The organism is Micromonospora sp. NPDC049359, assembly GCF_044466585.1.
In the GTDB taxonomy this organism is placed as follows: domain Bacteria; phylum Actinomycetota; class Actinomycetes; order Mycobacteriales; family Micromonosporaceae; genus Micromonospora.
Genome location: NZ_JBITMW010000007.1, coordinates 101,891 through 126,962 on the forward strand (window position 1 = coordinate 101,891; position 25,072 = coordinate 126,962).

The window sequence follows — 25,072 nt, forward strand, 5'->3', positions numbered from 1 at the left end:
GGATCGGGCGATGAGCGCGATTCCCCCTCGACTGTCCGTGATCACCCTGGGCGCCCGCGACCTGGGCCGGCTGCGATCCTTCTACCGATCCCTGGGCTGGCCGGAGCTGCCCGCCAGCGACGACGGCTGGTCGGCGTTCCTGCTCGGAGGCGTTCTGCTCGCCCTCTACCCGCTGCCCGAGCTGGCGGCCGAGGCGGCACCGGGTGTCGCCGATCCGGCCGGTGGCTGGTCCGGCGTGACGCTGGCCTGCAACGTCGACGACCGCGCGGGGGTCGACGCGGCCTTCGAGGCGGCTGTCGCGGTGGGGGCGTCGGTCGTGGCAGCGCCGACCGACCGTTCGTGGGGTGGCCGCTCGGCCTACATCGCCGACCCGGAGGGCAACCGGTGGGAGATCGCCTGGGCGGGTACGGCGGTCTTCGACGAACGCGGCGCGCTCGTCTCGTTCGGCGGGTGAGCCGTGCCGTGGTTGATCCCGGGCGACGCCCTTGACATGCTTCGGTCCATGACCGTTTTCCCGCCCACCTTCGCCGACGACGTCGTCGACCAGCCAGCCCAGACGCAGATCGAGGCGTTCATCGACGAGCATCGCCGCGCGCTCAACGAGGCCCTGGACGGGCTGACCGAGGAGCAGGCACGACGCTCGCTGGTGCCGTCGCGAACGACACTGCTGGGTCTGGTGAAGCACGCGGCCTTCGTGGAGAAGGTCTGGTTCGACGAGGCGATCACATGCCGGTCGCGTGCCGAGATCGGCATCCCGGCGACGCCGGACGAGTCGTTCATCCTCGACGACGGCGACACCATCGCCAGCATCCAGCAGGCCCACCGCGAAGCGTGCGAGGCGTCGCGCCGCGCGACGGCCTCGCTGGGTCTGGACGACGTGCTGCACGGCAACCGGCGCGGCCCGCTGCCACTGCGCTGGATGTACCTGCACGTCCTGCGCGAGTTGGCGCAGCACTGCGGGCACGCGGAGATCCTGCGCGAGCAGATCCTGCGCGACTGACGCGCCGACCGTCCGACGTGGACGGGTCAGAGCGCCAGCCGACCCGGGACGGTGTCCCCGAAGCGCCGCAGGGTCCAGCGGGCCGGCGGCCAGCCGCCGGTGTCGTGGTCGGTGACCCACTCGCTGATCGACGCCGGGGGCACCTCCAGATCGAACGCCCGGAAGATCGGCTGCGCGGCGAGCGCGTGGAAGGCGCCCTCCACGGTCTCGCTGTGGCCGACCAGGACCACGGTGCCGCCCCGGTGCCGGTGCGCGATCTCCATGACGGCGCGGCTGACGCGGACGACCAACTCGGCCCAGCTCTCGTTGCCGTCCTCGAACGGGCGGAAAACTCCCCCACCGGGCACCGCGTGCTCGGTCCGGAAGCGGGCGACCGGCAGCCCGTCGGCGTACGGCGGGGTGTGCCAGGTGCAGAGGCCGCAGTCGGCCAACGGCCGGACGCCGAACGCCGCGGCGATGGGCTGCGCGGTCTCGACGGCGCGGCGCAGCACCGACGAGTACACCGCCACCGGCCCCTCGACGGCGTAGTCGTCCACGAGTCGCTTGGCCAGCCGGTCGGCCTGGTCGTAGCCGAGCGACGTCAGCCCCCGGCACCCGTGCGGGCCGCCCACGATCCCGTCGACCTGATGGACCGACTCACCGTGACGCACGAAGATCAGCCGTGTTCGCATCGGCCCATCATGCCAGCGACGTCCGCGGATAGATCAGCCGTCCGGACGGACGATGGCGTCAGTCGGCGTCCAGGACCTCGCGCAGCCGCGCGGCGAACTCCGCCGGCTTGCCCGCGTATCCGTGCTCGTCGCCGAGGAAGCCGCCGTGGTGACTCGGGAACACCACGGCCTCCTGGCCGAGGAGCGCCGCCGTGCCGAGGGCCGTACGCGCGGTGTAGGTGCCCGACGACTCCGCGCCGACCGCGATCACGATGCGGCTCGACGCGGCGGTGAGGACGGCCGCGTCGGGGCGGTAGTCGGTGATCGCCCATGAGCTGTTGGACAGCAGCGGATCGTCGCGGCTGCCGTCGTCCTCGGTCGGCAGGCCGACCATCGCGGGGTCGGGGGCGGGCTGGGCGAAGTAGGCGTCGGTGAACTCGCCCTGCCACGACGTCATCGCGATGAAGGCGGCCATGCCGGCGCCGAATCCGTTGGCCTGGTACGCCTCGTAGAAGGCGTTCCGAGCGCGCTCGGCTGCGGCGGCGTCCGGGAGCACCGCGTTGATCGGCGGCTCGTGCGCCACCAGCGTGACGACGTCGTCGGGGTGGGTCGCGACGAGTTCGAGCGCGGTCACCGCGCCACCGCTACTGGCGAACACGTCCACCGGACCGGCGGCGAGGGTCTCGATGAGCAGGTGCAGATCGGCCGACTGCTGCTGTGGCGTCTGGTCGGACCGGCCGTCGCTACGGGTGCTGCGACCGAGACCGCGCGGGTCGTACGTGATGACGGTCCGGTCCGTCAGGTGCGGGGCGAGCGCGCCGAAGCCCTCCGCCGTCATCGGCTGGCCGATGAGAAGCAACGCGCGACGCCCGCCGGTCGGAGGCAGTGGACCTCGGACGTCGTAGACCAGGTCAGCGCCGGGTACGGCGAGGCGGTGCGTCTGCGTCGTCGTCATGCCGGTGAGACTACTTAGTCGTTGGCGCGATCGGCGGGTAGCTCACGGGTCTGGGCCAGCAGCGCGTCGAGCTGGACGGCGGTCTGCCGGGGCAACCGGTCACGGTCCACCAGTTCGGCGATGGTGTCCCGCAGGTCGGCGATGCGCCGCTCGCGGTCCCGGGTCCGTCGGTTCACGTCGGCGAGGTCGTCGCGCAGGTCCTCGGCGGTTCTGCGGTCGACGTCGCCACGGGCCACCGCCGCGGCGAGCACCTGGTCGAACTCGTCGCTGACCTGCCGGAAGCTGACCGGCAACCCCTGCCCGACGGACGACGGCACGGCGCTGCTGGGGCGGGGCGACGGGGAGGCCGACGTCGCCGGCTTCGGCGACTGCGTCCGGGGCGGGGGCGCCGTGGTGGAGGGCGACGACGGGCCGGCCACCGGCCCGGGGCCGGACGTGTCGGGTGCGCCGATGCCCTGGGTGAGCAGCGCGCCGAGGCCGACCAGCACGGCGAGGCCGGCCGCGACGGCGAGCGCCACGGGCCGGCGCGGACGGCGTCGGACCGGCGCGGACACGACCGGCGCTGGCCGGGCGGCCGAGCGGTCGATCAGGGTCGGCGGGTGGGCGGCCGGGACGATCCGGAGCAGCTCGGTGGGGGGCTCGACCGGCTGGCCGGCGCCGAACCGTCGGGCGAGCTGTGCGGCGCTGGGCCGCCGGGCCGGGTCGGCGGCGAGGCAGGCGAGGGTCAGCTCGGCGATGTCGGCGGGTAGGCCGGGCACTCGCAGCGGAGGCACCGGCGTGCCCCGCTGGTGCACCTCGATGGCGTCCTCCCAGCTCTGTACGGGCAGCGGCGCCGCGCCGGTGAGCATGCGGTAGAGCACCGCGCCGAGGGCGTACACGTCGCTGGCCGGGTCGGGCGGACCGGCGGCGAGGCGCTCCGGGGCGAAGTACGCGGGTGTGCCCATCACCGGCTCGCCGGACTGGCTGTCGAGCCCACCGAGCGCGGCGATGCCAAAGTCGAGCACCTTGGCCCCGGTGTCGGTGAGCATGACGTTGGCCGGCTTCACGTCGCGGTGTACCACCCCGATGCGGTGCGCGGCGGCCAGCGCGGCGGCGATGTGCCCGGCCACCCGGACCGCCTCCGGCCAGGGCAGCGGGCCGGAGCGCAGCCGGTCGGCGAGGTTGTGGCCCTCGACCAGCTCCATCACCAGGTACGGGACGACGACGCCGCTGGCCAGGGTCGCCTCGGCGTAGTCGTACACCTGGGTGACGTGCGGGTGGGTCAGCCGGGCGGCCGCGCGGGCCTCGCGCCGGATGGTGGCCCGCAGGTGCGGGTCGGCGGCGAGCTGGCCGGCGAGTACCTTGATCGCCACCGGCCGGCCGAGCACGTCGTCATCGGCCCGCCACACCTCGGACATGCCGCCGAGACCGATCCGCTCGTGCAGCACGTAGCGGTCGTGGAGGCGGAGGGTGGGGGTGAAGGGTGACATGGCCAGACCAGTCTGCCCGGCGAGTGCGCGATCGACCACCCTACGTGTCCGGACCGGCACCGTTCGTCCCCGGAGTGCCGGAATGGGCGGTGATCAGGAGCAGCGGGGCACCGGCCGGGGCTGGATCCGGTCGGCGAGCCGGCGCAGGGCGACGGCGGTCAACTGCCGGGTCGGGGCCAGCAGCGGCCGGCGGGCGCGCTCGACGACGACCGGGGCGTCCGGTCGGGCCGAGGTGACGTGGCGGTTCATCGCGTCCAGGGCGGTGACGTATCCGGTCGGGAATTCCATGGTCAACTCCTGACATGAGGTCCGGTGGAGGCCCGGACGACGAGTTCGGTGGGTAGCAGCACGTGACCCGCGGCAGCGTCCGTGGGTGGGTCGAGCAGCAGTTCGGCGGCGATCCGGCCCTTCTCCTGCGCCGGCTGCCGGACGGTGGTGAGGCCGGCCGCCGCCGCCTCGGGGACGTCGTCGAACCCGGTCACCGAGACCGGCGGGTGGGTGCCGCCCGGTCGCCGGGCCAGGGCGTCGAGCACGCCGAGGGCGAGCACGTCGGCGCCGGCCAGCACGGCCGTGGGCGGCTCGGGCCGGTCGAACAGCCCGGCGACGGCGGCCGACGCGGCGTGGCCGCTGTTGCCGGGGGCGTTGAGCAGTATCAGCTCCGACCAGGCGACGCCGACCTCGGCGAACGCGTCGGCGAAGCCGGCGAGCCGGCCACGGGTCGTCGGGTGCCGGGCGTGCTCGAACCCGGCCAGGGTCACCGGACCGGCGGGCGCGTCGGGCAGGACGGAGTCCACGAGCAGGGCGACCCGCCGGTGGCCGAGACCGGCCACGTGCGCGGCGACGCCGCGCGCGGCGGCCCGCTCGTCGATGCCGACGAACCGCTCGTCGGCGGCGGCGTCGTCGCGTACGGCCGTGCTGACGTACGGCAGGCCGCGCGCCCGGATGACGTCCAGCGCCCACTCCTCGTCGGCCACGCAGTACACGCAGAAGCCGTCGACGGCGGCATTCTCCACGGCCCGCCGGGCGTCGGCCTGCGCCTGCGGCAGGGGCACGAGCAGCATGCTGGTGCCGTGTCGCTCGGCCGCGACGCCCACGCCGGCGAGGAAGCGGACGGCGAAGGGGTCGGTGAAGGCGTACGACAGCTGCGACGTGAACAGCACCCCGATCGAGCCGACGAAGCCACGGCGCAGGGAGCGGGCGGTCGGGTTGGGTCCCGGGTAGCCGAGCTGGCGCGCGGCGGCGAGGATGCGCTCGCGCAGGGCCGACGAGAGCTGGTCGGGGCGACTGTAGGCATTGGACACGGTGCTGCGGGAGACACCGACGGCGTCCGCCACGGCTTGCAGTGTCGGCTTCACTCGACGCCCCTCTGTATCGATTCAGACTGGATCGATACAGAGACTAGCCCGCCACGTCGGCAACGGTCAATGCGAATGAACCCGCGCGCGCCCCTCAGGGCACCGTCACCGCGGGTAGGTCTCCTCCAGCAGCCGGCCCAGGATCTCCGGCGTACGCTCCGGCGGCTCCGCCTCGACGCAGAGCCGCTCCATGGCCACGGCGTAGTAGTCGAGGTCGTCGCGCTTGTCCAGGTAGAGGGCGCTGGTCAACTGTTCGATGTAGACGATGTCGGGCAGCTCCTGGTCACCGAAGCGCAGGATGGTGAAGGCGCCACCGGCCGCCGCGTGACCACCTGCGGCGAAGGGGATGACCTGAAGTCGGACGGTGGGCGACTTGGTCGCCTCGATGAGCGCGGTGAGCTGGCCCCGCATCACCTCTGGACCGCCGATCGGCCGGCGCAGCGCCGCCTCGTCCACCACGGCCCAGAGCAGCGGCGGCTTGTCCCGGAGCAGCAGTTGCTGACGCTGCATCCGCAGATCCACCCGGCGGTCGATCTCGGCGACGCCGGCGCCGCCGTGCCCGAGCAGCACGACCGCCCGGGCGTACTCCCGGGTCTGCAACAGGCCGGGGACGAACTGCACCTCGTAGCTGCGGATCAGCGCCGCCGCCGCCTCCAGGCCCAGGTAGGACTGGAACCAACTGGGCAGCACGTCGCCGTAACGGTGCCACCAACCGGGACTGTTGGCGTCCCGCGCGAGCTTGAGCAGCGCGTCGCGCTCCCCCTCGTCGCTGACGCCGTAGAGGGTGAGCAGGTCGGAGACGTCCCGTTCCTTGAAGCCGACCCGGCCCAGCTCCATCCGGCTGATCTTCGACTCAGAGGAGCGGATCTCCCACCCGGCGCCCTCCCGGGTCACCCCGCTGGACTCCCGCAGCCGACGAAGCTGGGCGCCGAGCAGCATGCGCAGCACGGTTGGCCCGGTTGTCGGGCCGCCCTCGGCGGGAACCATCGTCACGTGCGGACCTCCGGATACCGACCACGTGGCCGGGCACCGAGCCCGACCGACGTGTAAGCATGCCATGGACCGACAGTGAGGTGAACTCCTCCGGACCGGCGATTCAGTCCCATCGCTGGGACCGCCCGGCGCGGCCCTTCAGTTGATCAGATGGTCGAAGTCCCCGTCGCGGGCGCCGAGCACGAAGGCGGCGATCTCGTCCACTGTGTAGATCAGCGCCGGCCCTTCCGGATGACGCGAGTTGCGGACGGCGATGCCGGCCCCTCCCGGCAGTTCGGCGAGTTCGACGCAGTTGCCGCTCGGGTTGCTACGGCGGCTCTTCTGCCAGGTCAGATGGGGCAACTGAGGGATCGGAACGCCATTGGGTGGCTGCTGCATGAGAGGCGTCTTTCTGCTCACGAGCCCGCCGGTGCCCGTGGGAGGAGCGGTGACGCGGCGAGGGTGCGGTATCGGGGTCGGGCCGTATGCACGTGCATCTGCTATTGCATCTGCACCGGATGGCGAGCATGATAACGCACGTGATCGGTGCTTATCCGTTCACTTTGCGTTACCCCGAGCGGGGTGATGACCAGGGAAAACTGACACCGACGCGGCAGGCGCGCCGCGCAGACCGGAGGCGGGAGGCGGTCGCGGCGATGGGAGGTCTCCTGCCGGATCCGATGAGCGTTGCCTCCGGCGTCTGTGCGGCGGGTGCCCTGCTCTCCTCCTGGCAACTGCGTCGCCGCGCCGTACGCGCCGAGGCCGAGATCGAGCACCTCCAGGCCGAGCTGGCCGCCGAACGCCACGCCGCCAGCCACGACCCGCTCACCGGGCTGCCCAACCGCCGCGCCTTCTACCGTCTCGCGGCCGCCCTGCTCACCAACGCCGACGGTGAGCCGCTGATCGCCATCGTGCTCGACCTCGACGACTTCAAGCAGATCAACGACCGGTACGGGCACGCCGCCGGCGACCAGGTGCTGATCAGCGTCGCGGAACGACTGGCCGGGTTCGCGGGCGACAACCTCGTCGCCCGCCTCGGCGGCGACGAGTTCGCGGGGCTGCTCGCCAGCCCGACCGTCGACCGACGCTGGATCGAGCACGCCACCCGACGCCTCAGCGAGACCGTCGCCGCGCCGATCCGGCTGACCGGGTGCAGTGTCCGGGTCACCGCGTCGGTGGGGCTCGCCCCGGTGACCTGTCCGGCCCAGCTCACCGACGCGCTCAGCCGCGCCGACGCGGCCATGTACCAGGCGAAGAGCCTCTCCGGCCCGCGGGCGCCGCGACAGCTCGTCGACAGCGCCCGCTTCGTGGAGTAGCGGCTCAGGTGGCGCTCGCGCCGAACCACCGGCGCAGCTGACCCACCAGGTCGGTCTGATCGTCACCGACCCACGCCACGTGGCCGTCCGGACGCAGCAGCACACCGGGTACGTCGAACCCGTCACCGACGTCGACGACGTGGTCGACCCGGTCCGCCCAACCGGCGGCCGAGAGGCGACCGGTCGCGTCGAGCAGCAGCCCGCGGCCGGCGCGCATCAGTTCGTAGAGACGTCCCCGGGTCAGCCGGACGTCCCGCAGGTGCCGCCCCAGCAGCTCGTGACCCGCGCCGAAGTCGTAGCGGACCCCGATCGCGGTGACCTTCTCGATCAGGTACCGGTTCACGTCCTCGAAGTCCATCAGCTCCGCCAACAGGTGGCGTACCGCCTGCGGCCCCGGATCCGGTGACAGCAGGAACATCTGCGCACGGGTGTTGACGAGGACGTCGGCGGCCACCGGGTGCCGCTCGGCGTGGTAGCTGTCCAGCAGCCCGTCGGGCGCCCAGCCGGCGACCTCGGCGGCCAGTTTCCAACCGAGGTTGACCGCGTCCTGGATGCCGAGGTTGAGGCCCTGCCCGCCGGTCGGTGGGTGGATGTGCGCGGCGTCGCCGGCCAGCAGCACCCGGCCGACCCGGTAACGCTCGGCCAACCGGGTCGCGTCACCGAAGCGGGACAGCCAGCGCGGCGAGTGCACGCCGAAGTCGGTGCCCGCGTACGCCCGCAGTTGCTGTTGGAACTCCTCGATGGTCGGCGGGACATCGCGGTCCTCGGCCACTCCCTCGGCGGGCACGAGGACCCGGTACACGCCGTCTCCGAGTGGCCCGAGACCGAAGCGGAGGTGGGTCCTGCGCACCTCGGCGACCACGTCCGCCACCGTCTGCGGGGATACCCCCACCTCCATCTCGCCCAGCAGCGAGTCGACCCGGCTGGGTTCACCGGGGAAGTCGACGCCGAGCAGCCGACGGACCGTGCTCCGGCCGCCGTCGCAGCCGACCACGAAGCGCGACCGCAACCGCGTCCCGTCGGCCAGCTCCACCGTCACCCCGTCGTCGTCCTGGCGCAACCCGACCACCTCGCTGCCGCGCCGGACCTCGACGCCGACCTCCACGGCGTGCTCCGCCAGCAGGCGGTCCGTGGTGGTCTGCGGGATGCCGAGGACGTACGCGTGGGCACTGTCGAGGCCGCCCGGCGGTGGCTTGGGGATCGCCGCGAAGTAGCCCCCGAGCGGATGCCGCGTACCCAGGGCGAGGAAGCGCTCCAGCAGTCCGCGCTGGTCCATGATCTCGATGCTGCGCGCGTGCAGGCCGAGGGAACGGACGAAGCGGGTCGGCTCGGCATCCCTTTCCAGCACGACAACGCGTACGTCGTGCAGTCGCAACTCACCGGCGAGCATCAGACCGGTCGGTCCGCCGCCGGCAATGATGACATCGATCACGATTCCCCCGATTTTCCCAGGTTTGGGCTTCGGGTGACGATTCTGCGGCACGACGGGGGTCTTGCCGCAAGACCCCGGGTGCGATATACGTTAGAGGTGGCAGGGAGCTGGATCTCCCTGCCGTTTCGCGTTTCCGGGCCGCTCAGCGCCGTTCGTCGAGGTCACGCAGCGCGGCGTCGGCGAGGGTGACCAGGCCGACCGGCGACACGAGCCCACGGACGATCCGGGCGGCCGTCGCGCGATCGTCGGGGCCGCCGGTGGGGTCCAACGCCTGGCGGGTCCAGTCGCTGAGGTCGTCGAGCGCGCGCACCGCGAGGAACCAGGCCAGCCGCGCCGCGTCGATGTCGACCGCGCCGTACCCGGCGAGCACGGCCCTCTCCTGCCCGGGAGTGATCGGCGCGAAAGCGAGCACCCCGCCCACGACGAACATCAGGTCACACTCGCGCGGGGCGAGCACGGCGTCGTCCCAGTCGATCAACCAGACCTGGCCGTCCGGGCCGAGCAGCAGGTTGCCCAGATGGGGATCGCCGTGGCAGACCACCGCCGACCCCGACCGGTGGGCGGCGAGTCGCTCGACCCCGGCGAGCAGGGTGGACACCCGGTCGGCGTTCGCCGCCCAGCGTGCCGCCAGGTCGGCGACCAGCGGATCGCCCGAGTCGACCTGGTCACGGAGCCGTCCGGCCACGTCCCTGGTCGCGGCCAGAATCGAGGGGTACGCGTCACCGCCGCCCGGTAGCAGCCGTTCCAGTTCACCGGTCACCGGGACCGCGTGTACGGCGGCCAGCAGTTCCCCGTACGCACGCCAGTGCGCCTCGCTCATCGGGCCGTCCAGCGCCCGCAGGTCGGACACCCACGGGACCACGGAGAGGCGTACCCCGTCACGCTCGGCGTACAGCCGCCCGGCACGGGTGCGGACCGGCGCCGCGACCCCGGGCACGCCCCGCTCGGCCAGGTGCGCGGCCACGATCAGGCCGGCCGGCGTACCGCCACCGCTGACCTTGACGGCATACCGCCCACCGTCGCCCGTCCCACCCCGCCACAGCCGAGCCCGCACATCAGCCCCGTGCGGGATCTCGTCCACAACGGACAACCGAAGCCCAAACGCCTCCTGAACCCACTCCACAACCCCCACACCCCACACCCCACACCCCACCCGTGTTGATCAAGAGGTTCGCGTCACGATCGGCTCGTATTCTGACGCGAACCTCTTGATCAACGTGGTCCGGTCCGTCAGTGCAGGGTGGACAGGTGCCGGTCTAGGGCCGCGTACGACTCGGCGGTGCCCTGCGCCATGCCGGCCTCGACCATGCCGTCGCGCTGGGCGGCGGTGTCGAAGCGAGTGGTGCTGGTCAGCAGCGTGCCGCCGTCCAGCTCGGCGAAGACAAGCGTCTCCACCGCCACCTGGCCGGGCATGCCCTCGAACTCGAAGGTCTGCACGATCCGCTCCGGCGCGGTGATCTGCCGGAACTCACCCCGGAAGGCGTAGTCGTTGCCGTCCGGAGCGTGCTCGACGATGCGATAGCGGCCACCCTCGCGGAAGTCGATCTCGACGTCCGCCGGATTGCCCCGGCACCACCATCGCTTGAGGTGCTCGGCCTGGGTGTGCGCGGCGAAGACGAGGTCTCGCGGGGCGTCGAACGAACGGACCGTCGTGATGTCCCGCTCGGAGGACACGTCGACCGTCAGGTCACGGGTCTCGGTCATGGCTGGTCTCCTTCAGGTCGTGTAGATAGTCGTCGAGGGCGTCGTAGCGTTCGGCCCAGAGCCGGCGGTACTGGTCCACCCACTCGGCGACGGTGCGCAGCGGCGTCGGATCGAGGCGGCACCGCCGCCACTGGGCGTCGCGGGTCCGCACGATCAGCCCGGCGCGCTCCAGCACCCCCAGGTGCTTGGAGATGGCCTGGACGCTGATCGGGAACGGCGCGGCCAGTTCGTTGACCGTCGCCTCACCGGTGGCGAGCCGGGCCAGGATGGCGCGGCGGGTCGGGTCGGCGAGCGCGCCGAACACGGCGCTGACCGGGTCCGCTGTCATGTCGCTTTCAACCACCTAGCTAATTAACCGACAGGTTGAATCTACAGCTCGACCGCCGACTGTCAACGGTTTCACCGGACCAGGACCGTGATTCGACCCGACACACGGGTACGGGGAGAACAGCCCGATACGACCGACGAGAGGAACCCCTCGTGGTGAGCGTCCGCGCCCTGGTACTCAACTGCACCCTCAAGCCGTCGCCGGCCCCCTCCAGCTCAGAGCAACTGGGCCGGGAGGTGCTGGCCGAACTGGCCCGTCAGGGCGTGGACGGCGAGATCGTCCGGGTGGTCGACCACGACGTGCGCTTCGGGGTGTCGACCGACGAGGGCAACGGCGACGGTTGGCCCGCCATCCGCGCCAAGCTGCTCGACGCCCAGATCCTCATCATCGCCACGCCCATCTGGCTCGGCCAACCCGCGAGCGTCACCAAGATGGTCCTCGAACGCCTCGACGCCGAGCTGTCCGAGACCGACCACGAGGGACGACTGCTCACCTACGGCAAGGTGGCCGGCGTCGCGGTCGTCGGCAACGAGGACGGCGCGCACCACACCATCGCCGAGGTGCAGGGAGCGCTCAACGAGGTGGGGTTCACCGTCGCCGCCGCCGGAGCGACCTACTGGGTCGGTGAGGCCCTGCACAAGGTGGACTACCGCGACGCCGGCCCCAAGACCGACACCACCGGCCGCACCACCAAGGCCCTGGCGCTCAACAGCGCCCACCTGGCCCGGTTGCTCGCCGAACAGCCGTACCCGCCGCCGGACGCGCAGGGCGCCGCGGTCGGTCCGAGCCGCGAGCCGGCCTGACGGTCCGTCCGGCCGCCGAGGGTACGGTCAGCGCCAGCCGTAGCCGGCGCGCAGCGCCTGCCCGACCCGGTCGAACCGGGGCCGATCCAGCACGGCGCCCTCGCGGCGGATGCTGTCCTCGCGCATGGTGAGCACCCGGTCCAGCCGGACCCAGCTCGGCCGCTTGTCCCGGTCCCACTCGCCGGGGCCGAGCGCGAACCAGTGCCGCTGCCCGTCCCGCTCGCTCTGACTGGACAGCATCAGCCCGAACAGCGTCCGGCTGTGCCGCCCCACCACCAGCACCGGGCGGTCCTTGCCCTGGCGGGGGTCGTCCTCGTACGGCACCCACGTCCAGACGATCTCACCCGGGTCGGCCTGGCCGTCGACCTCCGGCGCGTAGCTCAGCTCGCGCCGCTGCAACGCGTTCACCTGCCGGGGGCGGGCCACCCGCGCCGGTGACGGCCCGGTACGCCGGGGCGACGGAATTGCCGCGCCCACCCGGGAGATGCGTTGCGCCACGTTCCTCAACAGACCAGCCACGGCGGGCAGCCTACCGGCCCCCGCGCGGTCCCCCGGAGCCGGAGCGCTGCGGCAGACTGAGCCGATGGACCACCTACCCGACGACCTGCCGATCCTCGAACGGCGCGCGGTGCGCGTGGTCGTCATCGACGACTCCGACCGGGTGTTGCTGTTCCACACCCGCGACCCGGACCACCCTCGGCTCGGCACCTGGTGGGAGCTGCCCGGCGGCGGCATGGACCCGGGCGAGACGTACCGCGAGACCGCGGTGCGGGAACTGCGCGAGGAGACTGGCATCGTCGTCACCGCCGACCAGGTGGGCGCGCCGACCTGGCGACGGCGGGCCAGCTTCCTGCACCGCCAGTTGCGCCACGTCCAGGACGAGGTGATCGTCGCCGTACGACTGACCGGTCCCGGCCCGGACGTGGACGAGACGGACCGACTCGACTACGAGCGGGAGGACTACTTCGGCTTCCGCTGGTGGCCACTTGCCGACGTGGTGACCAGCGCCGAACGCTTCTATCCCGGTCAGCTCCCTCGGCTGATCACGCCCCTCCTTGCCGGTGAGCGGATCGACGAGCCGTTCGAGCTGTGGTCGTGACCGGGCCGGTGCGGATGCCGGACCGGGTCGCGCCGGGCAGAGTGGAGGCATGACGACCGACCTGCACGGCCCGCTGTCCGCGTACGCCGAACGGCTGCACGCCGCCATCGGCGATCGGCACCACGTCGCCTCCCCGCTCGGCGCCTGGCTGCTGCTCGCCGTCAGCGCCGCGACGACCGAAGCCGCCCAGGCGACCGGCCTGCACACGGCCGACGCGGACGCGGCGAGCGGGCCAGAAGCGGTAGCCGGGTCAGACGCGGCGGCCCGGTACGCGACGGGCGAGCGGCTGGCGGCGGCTCTGGGCACCGATCTGGCCAGCGCGGCCGACGTGGCCCGCACGCTGCTGGACGCGCCGCACCCGCTGGTCGCGTCCGCCACGGCGTTGTGGCTGCGAGCGGTTCGAGGAGTCGACGAGCCGGCCGGATGGCGGGCCACGCTCCCCGCGACGACCGAGGTCGGCCCGCTCCCCGACCAGGCCGGCCTGGACGCCTGGGCGCGCGAGCACACCGACGGCCTGATCGAGACGTTCCCCCTGAAGGTCCGCCCGGACGTGGTGTTCGCCCTGGCCAGCGCGCTCGCCACCCGGATCTCGTGGGCCGAGCCGTTCGACGTCACCGACGCCCGCGCGCTGGGTCCCGGTAGCGCCTGGGCGGGCGACCTCCGTCAGGCGTTGCGCAGCCCGAGCCACGGGCACCAGGGGGCCATCGTCACGACCGAGCGGGCCGGCGACGTGATCGTGCACGCCGCCCGCGCCCAGGCAACCGACGGCGCGGGGCTGGTGGTCCTCTCGGTGGCCGCCGCGCCGCACGTGCCGGCGGGCGATGTGCTCGCCGCCGCGTACCGACTCAGCGTTGGCGCGGCCGACGGCGCGCAACCGACGGGTCGGCGGTCACTGTTCGACCTGCCGCTCGGCGAGACCCCGCTGTGGACGCTGCGCGAGGAGCGGGTCCGGACCCGCGCGCGCGACGGCCGCGAGGAGCGGCATCAGGCGGTACTCCCCTGCTGGTCGGCGCGGAGCGAGCACGATCTCATGGCCGCGACGCTGGGCTTCGAGGCCGCGGCCGGCACACTGGCTCGGGCACTCGGCCAACCGGTCCAGGGCTTCGAGGCGGGTCAGGTGGCGATGGCCCGGTACGGCCGGTACGGGTTCGAGGCGGCGGCGGTGACCGGGATGTTCGGCACGGTCAGCCTGCCCCCGGAGGGAGTCGCCCGTACTGCCGAGCTGCGCTTCGGCCACCCGTACGCCGTGGTGGCCGTCGCCACCGACAGCAGGGCCGACGGGACCACCGGCCCGTGGCACGGGGTGCCGGTCTTCTCCGCCTGGGTCACCGAGCCCGAGGAGCTGCCCGACGCCGAGAGCTGACGCCGTCGATCCGCACCGGATATCACCAATCGCTCGTCGGCCAGGCGGGATCGGGCTCGCTCCCGTCGCGGGGCAGTCGGGCCACCATCTCGTGGAACTCCCGTACGGTCACCGCCTCGCGCAGGGTCGCGAAGACGGCGCCCGTGCCCAGCCGTGCCGTGGCCGCGTCCACTCCGGCACGCTGGCTCACCCGGCGTAGGAAGTCCACCGGACCGGCGTCCATGGGCGGCGGCGTGGCCGGTCCGCCGACGACGAGACCCACCCCGGCGTCGAGCCCGTCACCGTCGGTCGTCACGGCCGGGACCGGGTCGGTCGGGTGGGCGTCCGGGGCGAAGTCGTACAGGTAGCCGTCGACCTGGTCGGGGAGGTGCCCGGCGGGGTCGGGCGAGGCACCGGTGACGCGTTCCGCCATCGTGGTGAGCACCGCGCGGGCGAGAGCGGCAGCCTGCCCGGTCGGTAGGCCGGAACGCCGGGACACCGCGTCGATGAAGTGCCCAAACCCGTCGCCGCCCGCGCTGTCGGTCACGCCGGGGCGGTTACCCGCGCCCGACGGGGGCAAACAGCGCCGGATGCGGGCCGGCGACCCTCATCGCAGCAGGTCGGCCGCCACCAGGTGGTCGAAGATGAGCTGGTCGACCGGGGAGGTGCGGTGCCGGTCGGCGTACCCGAGCCAGGCCATCTCGGCGATCTCGCTGGCCGGCCGCAACCGTCCCCGGTATCCGGCCTGGTAGCAGGTCATCCGCACCGCGACGCCGGCCGCGTGCCCGTGCGCCTGCGCGGTGAACGTGCCCAGGTGCGTCGCCCCGCGCACGTCCACCTCGACGCTCAACTCCTCACCGATCTCCCGGCGCAGGGTCTCCAGATCGCTCTCCCCGGGCTCGCGCTTGCCGCCGGGCAGGTACCACACGTCCTTGCCCTGCGACCGGGTGCTCAGCACCCGCCCGTCCTCGATCAGGATCCACGCCACCTTGTCGATCTCGCGCACGCCGCCTCCCGCCTCGCTGGGAGCGCGCACGCTACCACCTGACGCCGGCGGGAACATTCACGCGGCGAGCAGGTCGAGCAGGAGCGCGGCGGTCCAACCGAACGCCGGTGAGCCCAGCCCGGCCCCCGTGTCGGGATGGAAGTACTCGTGGCAGCCCGCGCCGGCCACCAGATCGATCATCGAACGGCGAAGGCCGGCGGCCAGCTCCGGGTGACCGTGGACGGTCAGCCCGCGCCGCACCAGCCAGCCGATGTTCAGCCAGCTCGGCCCCCGCCAGTAGCGCAGCGGCTCGAAGTCGGGCGCGGTGCGGTCGTAGCTGGGCAGCGGCCGATCCATTCGTTCGGCCACCCCGAAGCGCGCCGACGTCGCCTCGACGACGAGCGCGTCGACCTGCCGGGCAGGCAGGTTGGGCAGCAGCAACGGCGCGAGCCCGAGCACGGTACGCGCGCCGATGAGCCGTCCGGCGCGCAGGTCGCGGGGCTGGAACGTGCCGGTGACCGGGTCGTACAGCCGTCGTACCAACGCCTCGGTGACGCGGTCCGCGCGGAGCCGGTGCGGGCCCGGGTCGAAGCCGGTCAGCCTGGCGATGTCGGCCAGCGCGTGCTCGGCGGAGCCGAACGCGGCGTTGAACAGCGGGCACTCCACCAGGAACGGATGGTCGTCGGCCAGGTGACGGTCGGCGTAGCCGTGGCCGCGGTAGGCCGCGACGATCGCCAGGTAGCGCGCGTAGTCCAGGTCCGTGGGGCGGTGCGCGGCGTCGGCGTGCGCGGTGTCGTGGCGACGGTACGCGCGCATCACGGCCGCCTCGGCGTGGACCGCGGCCATCGGCTCGTCCCAGGCGGGGCTGTTGTCCAGACCGGACTCCCACGGGTGTACGACGCACACCAGCCCGTCGCCGGCCACATCCCGCCGCTCGGCCAGATAGCGCTGCTGGGCGACCAGCGCCGGGTAGAGCCGGCGCAGCGCGGCCAGTCCACTCTGGTCGGGCACCCGCCGATAGGCCAGCAGCGCGGCGAGCGCGTGCACCGGCGGCTGGACCAGGCCGGAGGTGTCGACCCCCGGTGCGCCCGGCACGTCGGCCGAGCGCCACAGGTCCGGGCCGGGGAAGTACGCGCCGACCCGCAGCGCCGGATTGAACACGATGTGCGGTACCCGTCCGTCGGCCCACTGCGCCCGGAACAGACTCGCCAGCTCCCGCCAGGCCCGCCCGGGCCGGACGTGGGCCAGCCCGATCGCGATGAACGCCGAGTCCCAGCTCCACTGGTGCGGGTAGAGCGTGCGCGACGGCACCGTGTGGTCGTGCTCCCAGTTCGCGTCGAGGGTGGCGACGGCCAGCCGGCTCAGCCCGGCCGGCTCGGCCGTACCACCGATGCGGGCCGGTACGGCGTCGGCGGTCATGCGGCGGCCCGGCGGGGCAGCGCGTGCCGCAGCACCGTGACGGCCTCGCCGAGGGCGCGGACGGGGTCGCCGCGGAGCCGGCACTCGAGGGACAGCCAGCCCCGGTAGTCCAGCTCCAGCAGGGTCCGTACGAGCCCGGTCCAGTCGAGGTGCCCGGCGCCCGGCTGGTACCGGTTGGAGTCGCTGACCTGCACGTGCCCGAGGTACGGGGCGGCGGCCCGCAGCGCCCGGTGCACGTCGTCCTCCTCGATGTTCATGTGGAAGGTGTCGGCGACCACCCGGACCGAGGGCAGCCCGAGGGCGGCGCACAGGGCGACCGCCTCGTCGAGCCGGTTGACCATGTGGTCCTCGTACCGGTTGAGGGGTTCGAGGAACAGGGTGACCCCCTCGGCCCGAGCGTGTTCGCCCAGCTCGCCGAGGGCGTCCAGGAGCACCTGCCGGTCGCCGGCCGGCGGGCGTGGCGGTTCGAAGGGCGGCAGCCGCCGGGAGAACATCCCCCAGGCGGCGGGGGTCATCACCCCGATGCCGCCCAGCTCGGCGATGACCGAGAGCTGGGAGCGCAGGTTGCGGACCGCGTCGGCGGACCGGTCGGGGTCGAAGTCGCCGATGAAGTGGGTCATCTCGACGCAGACGGTGGGCATCACCACGCCGGCGGCGCGGGCCCGGCGCAGTTCGGGCAGGCGGCGGGCGAACGCGAGGTCACCGCGACCGCGCAGCTCGATGCCCTGGTAGCCGAGCGCGGTGGCGAGGGCGTACTTCTGGATCAGGTTGGTGCCCGGCAGGAGTTGTTCCTGGCAGGCGAGCGCGATGGTGGTCATCTAGAACCTCAACACCACTTGGAGGACGTCACCGGCGCCGCGGTCGAGCAGCGCGAGGGCGTCGGCGACCGCGCTGGCGTCGACGATGTGGCTGACCAGCGGCAGCGGGTCGACGCTGCGGTCGGCCACCAGCTCCATGAAGGTCTGTGCCACCCGGTCACCGGTCCACCGGCCGGCCATGCCCGGCGCGGGGGTGGGCCCGGAGACCTGGGCGGCCACCAGCTGGATGCGGTTGTGGTGGAACTCCTCGCCGAGGCCGAGCCCGTCGGCCTGGCCCTGGTAGAAGCCGGCGGCCACGACCCGGCCGGCGTGCGCGGTGGAGCGGATCGCCTCGTGCAGCGCCGGGTACGCCCCGGACAGCTCCAGGCAGACGTCCGCGCCCCGGCCGCCGGTGGCCTCGCGCAGCACGGTGGCGGCGGACCGGACCTCGGCGTCCACGGTGGTCCGTGCGCCGTAGTGGGTGGCGTGGGCCAGCCGGACGGGCACCCGGTCGACAGCCACCACCCGGGCGCCGGACAGCGCCGCGAGGCGGGTGGCGAGCAGCCCGATGACGCCCTGCCCGAAGACGCCGACCCAGTCGCCCAGGTGCAGGTCGCCGGCGAGCACGGCGGTCAGCGCGATGGCGCCGGGCCGGGCGAAGACCGCGGCGAGCGGGTCCAGCCCGACGGGCAGGGGTCGGACCGCGTCGGCGGGGAGCACGGCCTCGGCGCGGTGCCCCCAGATGCCCCACACGAGCTGGCCCGGATGCCGGTCGGCGACCTCTGCGGCCACCTCGACGACCTCGCCGACCTCCTCGTAACCGAAGCCGACCAACGGGTACGGCACGGGGGCCTGACGGGGGACGAACATGCGGGCGGTGTCGTCCCAGTCCTTGCGGAGCCGGGGATTGCTGCCCCGGTAGAGGGTCAGCTCGGTGCCGGCGGAGATGCCCGAGTAGCAGGTGCGGACCCGGACCTGGCCGGGACCGAGCGAATCTGGCGGGCAGGGCTCGAGACTGATCTGTCGAGGCCCGGCGAGGGAGACCACCCAGTTGCCCATGTGTCACATCCCGGTAGCACTGGGCTCCAGGATAGCCAAAAAATAGCCATATGTCTTGCTATTGATCAATCGAAGGTGTTGGATCCCTCTTGTACCCTTCGAGAGGAGTGCCACCGATGTCAGCACCTCCGAGGCGGATACTCGCCACCACCCTGATCCTGGCACTGGCCACGTCCACCCTGCTGGCCTGCGGAGACGACGGATCCGACAGCAACAGCAAGAAGATCACCGTGTGGAGCCTGGAGGACGTCGCCGACCGCGTCACCGCCACCAAGGCGATAATCGCCGACTTCACCGCCAAGACCGGAATCCAGGTCGACCTCGTCACCGTCAACGAGGACCAGTTCCCCTCGCTGATCGCCGCAAACGCCGCCGCCGGCGAGCTGCCCGACGTGGTCGGCTCGGTCTCGCTGGCCGGCATCCGTACGCTCGCGGGCAACGAGCTGCTGCACGCCTCGGCGAACGCGGAGGTCGTCGACGCGCTGGGCCGGCAGACGTTCTCCCCCCGGGCGTTGGAGCTGACCTCGGACGACGGCAAGCAGCTCTCCGTGCCCAGCGACGGGTGGGGGCAACTGCTCGTCTACCGCAAGGACCTGTTCGACGCCGCCGGCCTGCCCGCCCCCGACACGTACGAACGGATCGCCGCCGCCGCGACGAAGCTGAACACCGGCGGGGTCGCCGGCATCACCGCCGCCACCTCGGCGAGCGACGTGTTCACCCAACAGACCTTCGAGCACCTGGCCCTGGCCAACGGTTGCCAGCTCACCGACGACTCCGGCGCCGTCACCCTCGACTCCCCGCAGTGCGTCGAGGCGTTCCGCTTCTACGGCGACCTCATCCGCACCAGCTCCGTCAAGGGCGCGCAGGACGTGGACACCACCCGGGCCACCTACTTCGCCGGCAAGGCGGCCATGGTGATCTGGTCGCCGTTCATCCTCGACGAGCTGGCCGGGCTACGGAACGACGCCAAGCCGACCTGCCCCCAGTGCCAGGGCGACCCGGCGTTCCTCGCCAAGAACAGCGGGTTCGTCACCGCGATCAAGGGTCCGAACGGCACCGAACCCGCCCAGTACGGCGAGATCAGCTCGTGGGCGGTGCTGGACGGCGCGGTGACCGACCCGGCCAAGTCCTTCGTGGAGTTCATGCTCGGCGACGGTTACCCGCGCTGGTTCGGCATGTCCCCCGAGGGCCGCTTCCCGGTGCGCAAGGGAACCCCGGCCGATCCGGAGGCGTTCCTGACCGCCTGGACCACCAGCCCGGCCGGCGTGGACACCAAGAAGCCCCTCACCGACGTGTACGGCGACGACGTGCTCGCCACCCTTCGCCGCAGCCCGGACACGTTCGGGCGCTGGGGGCTCAGCCAGGGCCAGGGAAAGCTGGTCGGCGCGATGCTCGGTGAACTTCCGGTGCCCAAGGTGCTGGCTGACCTCACCGCCGGCAAGTCCGACGCGGCGGCCGCCGCCGGTCGGGCCAAGAAGGACGTCGAGGCGATCAAGGCGGGCGTCAATTGACCACCACCGCGCCCGGCCGCTCCCCCACCGAAGAGCGGCCGGAGCGGGCGCGTCGTCGACCGCTGACGCTGCGCCGCCGAGAGTCCCGCGCCGGGCTGGCGTTGGTCGCGCCGACCCTGCTCGTCACCATCGTCGTCATCGGCATCCCGATCGTCTGGACCGTGGTGCTCGCCTTCCAACGGGTACGGCTCGCCACCCTGCGCAAGACCGGCCTGTTCGGCGAGCTGACCCTGGACAACATCGACCGGGTGCTACACACCCCCGGCTTCGCCGACACGCTGTGGGTCACGCTGCTCTACAGCGTCGGCGGCACCGTCGGGTCGATCGTGCTCGGCCTGATCGCCGCGCTCGTCGTCCGCCGGCCGTTCCGCGGTCGCACCCTGGTACGGGCCTCCATGCTGCTGCCGTACGTGGCGCCCGTGGTCGCGGTGACCTTCGTCTGGCAGGTGATGCTCGACCCGCAGCTCGGCATCGTGAACCACTGGGGGCAGCGCCTGTTGGGCTGGGACGCGCCGGTGCCGTTCCTCACCCAGGAGTCGACCGCGCTGGCCACGGTCATCACGTTCGAGGCATGGCGGTACTTCCCGTTCGCGTTCCTGTTCCTGCTGGCCCGACTCCAGGCGGTGCCCGGCGAACTGGAGGAGGCCGCCCGCGTCGACGGGGCCACCCCCACCCAGCGGTTCCGGCACATCCTGCTGCCGCAGCTCCTGCCGGTGATCGCCCTGCTCGGCGTGCTGCGCTTCATCATGACGTTCAACAAGTTCGACGACGTCTACCTGCTCACCGGCGGGGCCGCCGGCACGGAGGTGGTCAGCGTCCGGGTCTACGAGTTCCTCACCGCCCGTACCGACGTCGGGGCCGCCGCCGCGCAGGCGGTCGTGCTGGCCGTGGTGCTCATCGTGTTCGTGCTGATCTATCTGCGCTTCTTCGGACGGAGGGTCGGCTGATGGACCGGGACATGGTCGAGACGGTGAGCCTGCGCTGGCTGCGCCGCCTGGTGATCGCCGCGTTCCTGGTGGTCACCGTCTTCCCCTTCTACTACATGCTGGTGCTCTCGGTACGCCCCATCGAACGGCTGCTGCTCGACCCGGGCGCGCTGGTCGTCGGCTTCGGCGAGCTGACCGTGGCCACGTACGCCGAGGTCCTCAAGGCCACCGACGACGGCGGCCAGGGATTCCTCACCTTCATCCGCAACAGCGCCCTGGTGGCGGTCGCGGCGACCGTCCTCACGCTGCTCGTCGCGATCCCCGGCGCGTACGCGGTGGCCCGGCTGCGGTTCTTCGGTCGGCGGCAGGTCGACTTCCTGTTCCTGGCGGTCTACCTGTTCCCCTCGATCGTCATCGCGATCCCGCTGTTCGTGGTGTTCAGCCTCGCCGGGCTGCGCGGTTCGCTGTTCGGGCTGGTGCTGGTCTACGTCTCGCAGACCCTGCCGGTATCGGTCTACATGCTGAAGAACTACTTCGAGACCATCCCGGTCAGCCTGGAGGAGTCCGCGGCCATCGACGGCGCCGGCCGGCTCGGCATCATCCGCCGGGTCAGCCTGCCCCTCGCGATGCCGTCGATCATGGCGGTCGCGCTCTACGACTTCATGATCGCCTGGAACGAGTTCCTGTTCGCCCTGCTGTTCCTGGTCGACAAACCCGACCGCTGGACGGTGTCGCTCGGCCTGTCGCTGCTCTCCGACGGCGTGGAGGTGCCCAAGACGGTGCTGATGGCCGGGTCGGTCGTCCTCACCCTGCCCATCGTGATCCTCTTCTTCGCCAGTGAACGGCTGCTGACCGAGGGCCTGACCAGCGGCGCGGAGAAGGGCTGAGCCGCCACCGATCGGCGCACCCGCCAGCCCGGCCCCGGCCGACCCGGTTACCGTGGGCCGTATGGCCAACCCGACCCGCTGGGCGACCGACACCGGTCCGGAGCACTCGCAGTGGTACGTCGACCGGTTCCGCAAACTCGCCGCCGAGGGCGCCGACCTGGCCGGCGAGGCCCGACTGGTGGACACCCTGGTCGAGCCCGGGTCACGGATCCTCGACGCCGGCAGTGGCACCGGTCGGGTCGGCGCGGCCCTGGCCCAGCGCGGGCACATCGTCGTCGGGGTGGACGCCGACCCCGTCCTGGTGGAGGCCGCCCGCGCCGATCATCCCGGTCCGCGCTGGCTCGTCGCCGACCTGGCCGACCTGGACCTGCCGGCGATGGGAGAGGGCGAGCCGTTCGACGCCGCCGTGCTCGCCGGCAACGTGCTCGCGTTCGTCGCCGTCGGCACCGAGCCGGAGGTGCTGCGCCGCCTCGCCGGGCACCTGCGCCCGGACGGCGTCCTGGCGGTGGGCTTCGGCACCGAACGCGGTTACCCGCTGACCGCGTTCGACGCCGACGCGGTCGCCGCCGGGCTGCGCCTCGAACACCGCTTCGCCACCTGGGACCTGCGCCCGTGGCGGGACGACGCGCCCTTCGCGGTCAGCGTGCTGCGCCGTCCGGCAACCTGACGCCGGGGCAACGTTGGGACGGGGCGGCGAACGGCCCGAGCGGCGTCAGGACGGGGCGGCGACGGCCCGCGCCGCGGCCGGATCGAGGGTCGCGCCCGCCGGCACGAGACTGACCAGGCCGGCGGGCAGCCGCACCGGTCGCACGTCGCGATACCCGAGCATCGGCAGCACCTCCCGGTCGGCCAGCACGTACCGCCGGCCCAGGTCGGTGACCACCGACACCGCCCCTCCGGACGCGCCGGGCGCCGCGGCGGCCTCGACCACCGCGCCGCCACCGGGCTGCACCACCACGTGGTCGGCCAGCGCCGCGCCGCCGGACGGCGCGGTCCGCGGAACGGCCGCCAGGTCCGGCAGGTGTACGCCCCAGCGCACCTCGCCCGCGTCGTCGTCGCCGACGCGGGTGCAGATCGCCGCCTCGTCGGTGGCGGCGAGCCGGGGCGGGGCGGGCGGCGGAGCGGTCGGGCCGCTCGGGGCGAGGTCGGGCATCGTGGGCAGCGCCGCGAACCGACCCAACGTCATCGGCTCCGACTCCCCCTGCCCGGTACGGGCCAACAGCAGCCCGGCCTGCAACTCGGTGATCCCGGCCAGCCCGTCGTCGAGCGCCACCGCGTACTGCCGGCCGCCGCCGGAGTTGCGGACCAGGTAGACCTGCCCGATGGTGGCGCCCGGCACCCGGGCGGAGGGCCGGCCCTCGCCGGGCAGCGGCGGCGGGGCCAGGTCGACCCCGGCGGGGAGGGCGTTGAGCAGTGCTGGCGCGACGGGCACCGCCCGCGTCCGGGTGGTCGCCAGCGCGGCCAGCACCCGGTTGGGATCGCGGATCAGGTAGCGACGCTGGTGCCACACGAGGTGCAGGTCGCCGTCCGGATGGCGGAGCAGCAGCGCCTCGTCGCCGAGTGGCCGGCCGCCGTCGGGGTCGACGCCGATGAGCAGGGCCGAACGGGCGTCCGCGCCGGCCGTCGTCGAGCAGACCGTCCAGGGCGACTTCGCGAGGCGACCCGGCGCGGGCAACGAGTCCGGCGCGTCGGCGATGCCCAGTGGCAGGCCGCGCGGCACGCCGTCGATCGACCGCCGGGAGACCAGTACCGTCTTCGACCGGTCCGCGCCGACGATCAGCAACGCCGAGGCGTAGTTGAGCACCGGGTGCAGCTTCTGCTCGCGGTACACGAACCGGGCACCGGACTCCTTCTCCACGATCACCGCGCCCGGGTCCCGCCAGCGGGTGCCACCACCGGCGAACAGGCCGTACAGCGCCGCGCCCCCGAGCCCGATCACCGCGACGAGGACGCTGGCCAGGCCCGCGCCCGCCAGCCGTCGGAACGGCGACTGGGCCGGGTCGGTCTCCCGCATCACCAGCGCGGCGACCGCCCGCTGGACGCTGAACTGGTAGGAGTGCAGCTGATCCTGCCGCGACGGCATCGGGTCCCTTCCGCTGGTTCGACCGGGCACAGGATATGCGCTGCGTCGATGTCCCGTGGACCCTGCGTGGCGGGGCGGAACCCGGTCGGTACCATTCGGGGACGAATCCGGCGGCGAGAGGGCACCGTGGGCGCGCGTTTCGAGGAACTGGCCTGGCGGGAGACACCGATCGGCGCGATCAGCCTGCGGCGGCGTCGCGACCCGGCGCTCCAGGTCGAGGTGTACGAGGTCAAGCTCGACGACGAGTACCTGATGTCCAGCCTCTTCCCCGTCGCCGAGATCGAGCTGGCCCGCCTCGGCCTCGCCGAACTGGCCGGCGACACGCTCGACGTGGTGGTCGGTGGCCTCGGACTGGGCTATACGGCGTGCACCGCGCTGGCCGACCCACGGGTACGGGCGCTGCTGGTGGTGGAGGCCATCGAGGACGTCATCGACTGGCACCGACGAGGGCTGCTGCCCTTCGCGGCCGGGCTGGCCGAGGACCCTCGGACCCGGTTCGTCCGGGCCGACTTCTTCGCCGCCGTGGCCGGCGACGAGGGGTTCGACGCCGAGGCCCCCGGGCGGCGCTTCGACGCGGTCCTCCTCGACGTCGACCACTCGCCGCGCAACGTCCTGCACCCGAGCCACGCGCCGTTCTACACCCCGGACGGCCTCCGTCGGCTCGCCGCGCTGCTCCGTCCGGAGGGTGTCTTCGCGCTCTGGTCGGACGACCCACCGGACGACGCGTTCACCGCGGCGCTCGGGAAGGTGTTCACGACCGTACGGGCGCACGTCGTGCCGTTCGCCAACCCGCTGACCGGTGGCCAGTCCGCCAACACCGTCTACGTCGCCCGGCGCTGACGCGCCCTCGCCCTCGCCCCCGCCCTCGCCCTCAACCCCTCGCCGATCTTGCAGATTCTGTTGGTGATATGCGGGCCGAAGTCCTTTTTGCCGGGACAGAAAGTGCAAGATCGCGCAGGGGTGGGCGTCCGGGGGGTGTT

29 protein-coding genes are annotated in these 25,072 nt (G+C 72.8%); 11 read left to right on the plus strand and 18 right to left on the minus strand.

Going from position 1 to position 25,072, the window contains the following annotated elements:
• Positions 1-10 precede the first annotated feature (10 nt).
• Together ACIBTX_RS17745 and ACIBTX_RS17750 are read left to right on the plus strand one after the other, a co-directional pair.
• Entirely contained in the window at positions 11-454 is a 444-nt protein-coding gene (locus tag ACIBTX_RS17745) for a VOC family protein (RefSeq protein WP_357172165.1), read from the plus strand.
• Between the two features lie 48 nt (positions 455-502).
• Positions 503-1,000: a DinB family protein gene (locus ACIBTX_RS17750; protein ID WP_357121477.1), complete on the plus strand. Its 498-nt coding sequence runs from the start codon at positions 503-505 to the stop codon at positions 998-1,000.
• Between the two features lie 26 nt (positions 1,001-1,026).
• On the opposite strand, the gene ACIBTX_RS17755 is transcribed toward ACIBTX_RS17750, so the two are convergent.
• From ACIBTX_RS17755 to ACIBTX_RS17785, 7 genes are all read right to left on the minus strand, one after another.
• Complete coding sequence (locus tag ACIBTX_RS17755; protein ID WP_357121474.1) at positions 1,027-1,671, minus strand: histidine phosphatase family protein; 645 nt, start codon at positions 1,669-1,671, stop codon at positions 1,027-1,029.
• Between the two features lie 58 nt (positions 1,672-1,729).
• Positions 1,730-2,605 carry an alpha/beta hydrolase gene (locus tag ACIBTX_RS17760; RefSeq protein ID WP_357121471.1) on the minus strand — a complete coding sequence of 292 codons (876 nt, stop codon included), beginning with the start codon at positions 2,603-2,605 and terminating at the stop codon, positions 1,730-1,732.
• A 14-nt stretch (positions 2,606-2,619) separates the two neighbouring features.
• A complete protein-coding gene (locus ACIBTX_RS17765) occupies positions 2,620-4,074 on the minus strand; it encodes a serine/threonine-protein kinase (protein ID WP_357392766.1) in 1,455 nt (484 codons plus the stop codon).
• A 93-nt stretch (positions 4,075-4,167) separates the two neighbouring features.
• A complete protein-coding gene (locus ACIBTX_RS17770; RefSeq protein WP_357392765.1) occupies positions 4,168-4,362 on the minus strand; it encodes a hypothetical protein in 195 nt (64 codons plus the stop codon).
• A gap of 2 nt (positions 4,363-4,364) precedes the next feature.
• A complete protein-coding gene (locus ACIBTX_RS17775; RefSeq protein WP_363661237.1) occupies positions 4,365-5,429 on the minus strand; it encodes a LacI family DNA-binding transcriptional regulator in 1,065 nt (354 codons plus the stop codon).
• A 105-nt stretch (positions 5,430-5,534) separates the two neighbouring features.
• Positions 5,535-6,422 carry a helix-turn-helix transcriptional regulator gene (locus ACIBTX_RS17780; protein WP_357121459.1) on the minus strand — a complete coding sequence of 296 codons (888 nt, stop codon included), beginning with the start codon at positions 6,420-6,422 and terminating at the stop codon, positions 5,535-5,537.
• Between the two features lie 138 nt (positions 6,423-6,560).
• Positions 6,561-6,800: a DUF397 domain-containing protein gene (locus ACIBTX_RS17785; protein WP_355050003.1), complete on the minus strand. Its 240-nt coding sequence runs from the start codon at positions 6,798-6,800 to the stop codon at positions 6,561-6,563.
• A gap of 269 nt (positions 6,801-7,069) precedes the next feature.
• On the opposite strand from ACIBTX_RS17785, the gene ACIBTX_RS17790 reads away from it, so the two are divergent.
• A complete protein-coding gene (locus tag ACIBTX_RS17790) occupies positions 7,070-7,717 on the plus strand; it encodes a GGDEF domain-containing protein (RefSeq protein WP_357122169.1) in 648 nt (215 codons plus the stop codon).
• 4 nt (positions 7,718-7,721) lie between these two features.
• Here ACIBTX_RS17790 and rox read toward each other — a convergent pair whose 3' ends face one another.
• The 4 genes from rox to ACIBTX_RS17810 all read right to left on the minus strand — a co-directional run bounded on the left by rox (position 7,722) and on the right by ACIBTX_RS17810 (position 11,181).
• On the minus strand, positions 7,722-9,149 hold the full coding sequence (gene rox / locus ACIBTX_RS17795) for a rifampin monooxygenase (protein ID WP_357121455.1): 1,428 nt from the start codon (positions 9,147-9,149) through the stop codon (positions 7,722-7,724).
• A gap of 142 nt (positions 9,150-9,291) precedes the next feature.
• Positions 9,292-10,230: a phosphotransferase gene (locus tag ACIBTX_RS17800; protein ID WP_363661236.1), complete on the minus strand. Its 939-nt coding sequence runs from the start codon at positions 10,228-10,230 to the stop codon at positions 9,292-9,294.
• Between the two features lie 149 nt (positions 10,231-10,379).
• A complete protein-coding gene (locus ACIBTX_RS17805; RefSeq protein ID WP_357172163.1) occupies positions 10,380-10,853 on the minus strand; it encodes an SRPBCC family protein in 474 nt (157 codons plus the stop codon).
• Positions 10,837-11,181 carry a metalloregulator ArsR/SmtB family transcription factor gene (locus ACIBTX_RS17810; protein ID WP_355050007.1) on the minus strand — a complete coding sequence of 115 codons (345 nt, stop codon included), beginning with the start codon at positions 11,179-11,181 and terminating at the stop codon, positions 10,837-10,839. The genes ACIBTX_RS17805 and ACIBTX_RS17810 overlap by 17 nt, the downstream gene beginning before the upstream one ends.
• Positions 11,182-11,333: 152 nt before the next feature.
• Between ACIBTX_RS17810 and ACIBTX_RS17815 the strand changes: the two genes are divergently transcribed.
• Positions 11,334-11,984 (plus strand): NAD(P)H-dependent oxidoreductase, encoded by a 651-nt coding sequence (locus ACIBTX_RS17815; protein ID WP_357172162.1) that lies wholly within the window; start codon positions 11,334-11,336, stop codon positions 11,982-11,984.
• A 27-nt stretch (positions 11,985-12,011) separates the two neighbouring features.
• Here the strand turns inward: ACIBTX_RS17815 and ACIBTX_RS17820 are convergent, their stop codons facing one another.
• Positions 12,012-12,503: a type II toxin-antitoxin system PemK/MazF family toxin gene (locus ACIBTX_RS17820; protein ID WP_355050009.1), complete on the minus strand. Its 492-nt coding sequence runs from the start codon at positions 12,501-12,503 to the stop codon at positions 12,012-12,014.
• 64 nt (positions 12,504-12,567) lie between these two features.
• On the opposite strand from ACIBTX_RS17820, the gene ACIBTX_RS17825 reads away from it, so the two are divergent.
• Positions 12,568-13,083, plus strand: coding sequence for an NUDIX domain-containing protein (locus ACIBTX_RS17825; protein WP_357172161.1), 516 nt, complete (start codon positions 12,568-12,570; stop codon positions 13,081-13,083).
• 49 nt (positions 13,084-13,132) lie between these two features.
• A complete protein-coding gene (locus ACIBTX_RS17830; protein WP_357172160.1) occupies positions 13,133-14,446 on the plus strand; it encodes a hypothetical protein in 1,314 nt (437 codons plus the stop codon).
• Positions 14,447-14,468: 22 nt separating this feature from the next.
• Here ACIBTX_RS17830 and ACIBTX_RS17835 read toward each other — a convergent pair whose 3' ends face one another.
• Genes ACIBTX_RS17835 through ACIBTX_RS17855 form a run of 5 tightly spaced genes read right to left on the minus strand, consistent with a single transcriptional unit; the run spans position 14,469 to position 18,685 of the window.
• Positions 14,469-14,972 carry a DUF2267 domain-containing protein gene (locus tag ACIBTX_RS17835; RefSeq protein ID WP_357172159.1) on the minus strand — a complete coding sequence of 168 codons (504 nt, stop codon included), beginning with the start codon at positions 14,970-14,972 and terminating at the stop codon, positions 14,469-14,471.
• A 60-nt stretch (positions 14,973-15,032) separates the two neighbouring features.
• On the minus strand, positions 15,033-15,431 hold the full coding sequence (locus ACIBTX_RS17840) for an NUDIX domain-containing protein (RefSeq protein WP_357172262.1): 399 nt from the start codon (positions 15,429-15,431) through the stop codon (positions 15,033-15,035).
• A 57-nt stretch (positions 15,432-15,488) separates the two neighbouring features.
• Complete coding sequence (locus ACIBTX_RS17845; RefSeq protein ID WP_357172158.1) at positions 15,489-16,829, minus strand: MGH1-like glycoside hydrolase domain-containing protein; 1,341 nt, start codon at positions 16,827-16,829, stop codon at positions 15,489-15,491.
• Positions 16,826-17,647, minus strand: a complete 822-nt coding sequence (locus ACIBTX_RS17850) for a sugar phosphate isomerase/epimerase family protein (protein WP_357172157.1) — start codon at positions 17,645-17,647, stop codon at positions 16,826-16,828. The genes ACIBTX_RS17845 and ACIBTX_RS17850 overlap by 4 nt, the downstream gene beginning before the upstream one ends.
• Positions 17,648-18,685 carry a zinc-binding alcohol dehydrogenase gene (locus ACIBTX_RS17855; RefSeq protein WP_357172156.1) on the minus strand — a complete coding sequence of 346 codons (1,038 nt, stop codon included), beginning with the start codon at positions 18,683-18,685 and terminating at the stop codon, positions 17,648-17,650.
• 116 nt (positions 18,686-18,801) lie between these two features.
• Between ACIBTX_RS17855 and ACIBTX_RS17860 the strand changes: the two genes are divergently transcribed.
• The 4 genes from ACIBTX_RS17860 to ACIBTX_RS17875 all read left to right on the plus strand — a co-directional run bounded on the left by ACIBTX_RS17860 (position 18,802) and on the right by ACIBTX_RS17875 (position 22,676).
• On the plus strand, positions 18,802-20,196 hold the full coding sequence (locus ACIBTX_RS17860; RefSeq protein ID WP_357172155.1) for an extracellular solute-binding protein: 1,395 nt from the start codon (positions 18,802-18,804) through the stop codon (positions 20,194-20,196).
• Positions 20,193-21,143 carry a sugar ABC transporter permease gene (locus ACIBTX_RS17865; protein WP_357172154.1) on the plus strand — a complete coding sequence of 317 codons (951 nt, stop codon included), beginning with the start codon at positions 20,193-20,195 and terminating at the stop codon, positions 21,141-21,143. Before ACIBTX_RS17860 ends, ACIBTX_RS17865 begins: the two co-directional genes overlap by 4 nt.
• Positions 21,143-22,009, plus strand: coding sequence for a carbohydrate ABC transporter permease (locus ACIBTX_RS17870; RefSeq protein ID WP_357121417.1), 867 nt, complete (start codon positions 21,143-21,145; stop codon positions 22,007-22,009). The genes ACIBTX_RS17865 and ACIBTX_RS17870 overlap by 1 nt, the downstream gene beginning before the upstream one ends.
• 61 nt (positions 22,010-22,070) lie before the next feature.
• The gene (locus ACIBTX_RS17875) at positions 22,071-22,676 is read left to right on the plus strand and encodes a class I SAM-dependent methyltransferase (RefSeq protein WP_357172153.1); all 606 of its coding nucleotides are present in this window, start codon (positions 22,071-22,073) and stop codon (positions 22,674-22,676) included.
• Between the two features lie 45 nt (positions 22,677-22,721).
• On the opposite strand, the gene eccB is transcribed toward ACIBTX_RS17875, so the two are convergent.
• Positions 22,722-24,092: a type VII secretion protein EccB gene (gene eccB, locus ACIBTX_RS17880; RefSeq protein ID WP_357172152.1), complete on the minus strand. Its 1,371-nt coding sequence runs from the start codon at positions 24,090-24,092 to the stop codon at positions 22,722-22,724.
• A 126-nt stretch (positions 24,093-24,218) separates the two neighbouring features.
• On the opposite strand from eccB, the gene ACIBTX_RS17885 reads away from it, so the two are divergent.
• Positions 24,219-24,932, plus strand: a complete 714-nt coding sequence (locus tag ACIBTX_RS17885) for a spermidine synthase (protein ID WP_357172151.1) — start codon at positions 24,219-24,221, stop codon at positions 24,930-24,932.
• The last annotated feature ends 140 nt before the right edge of the window (positions 24,933-25,072 follow it).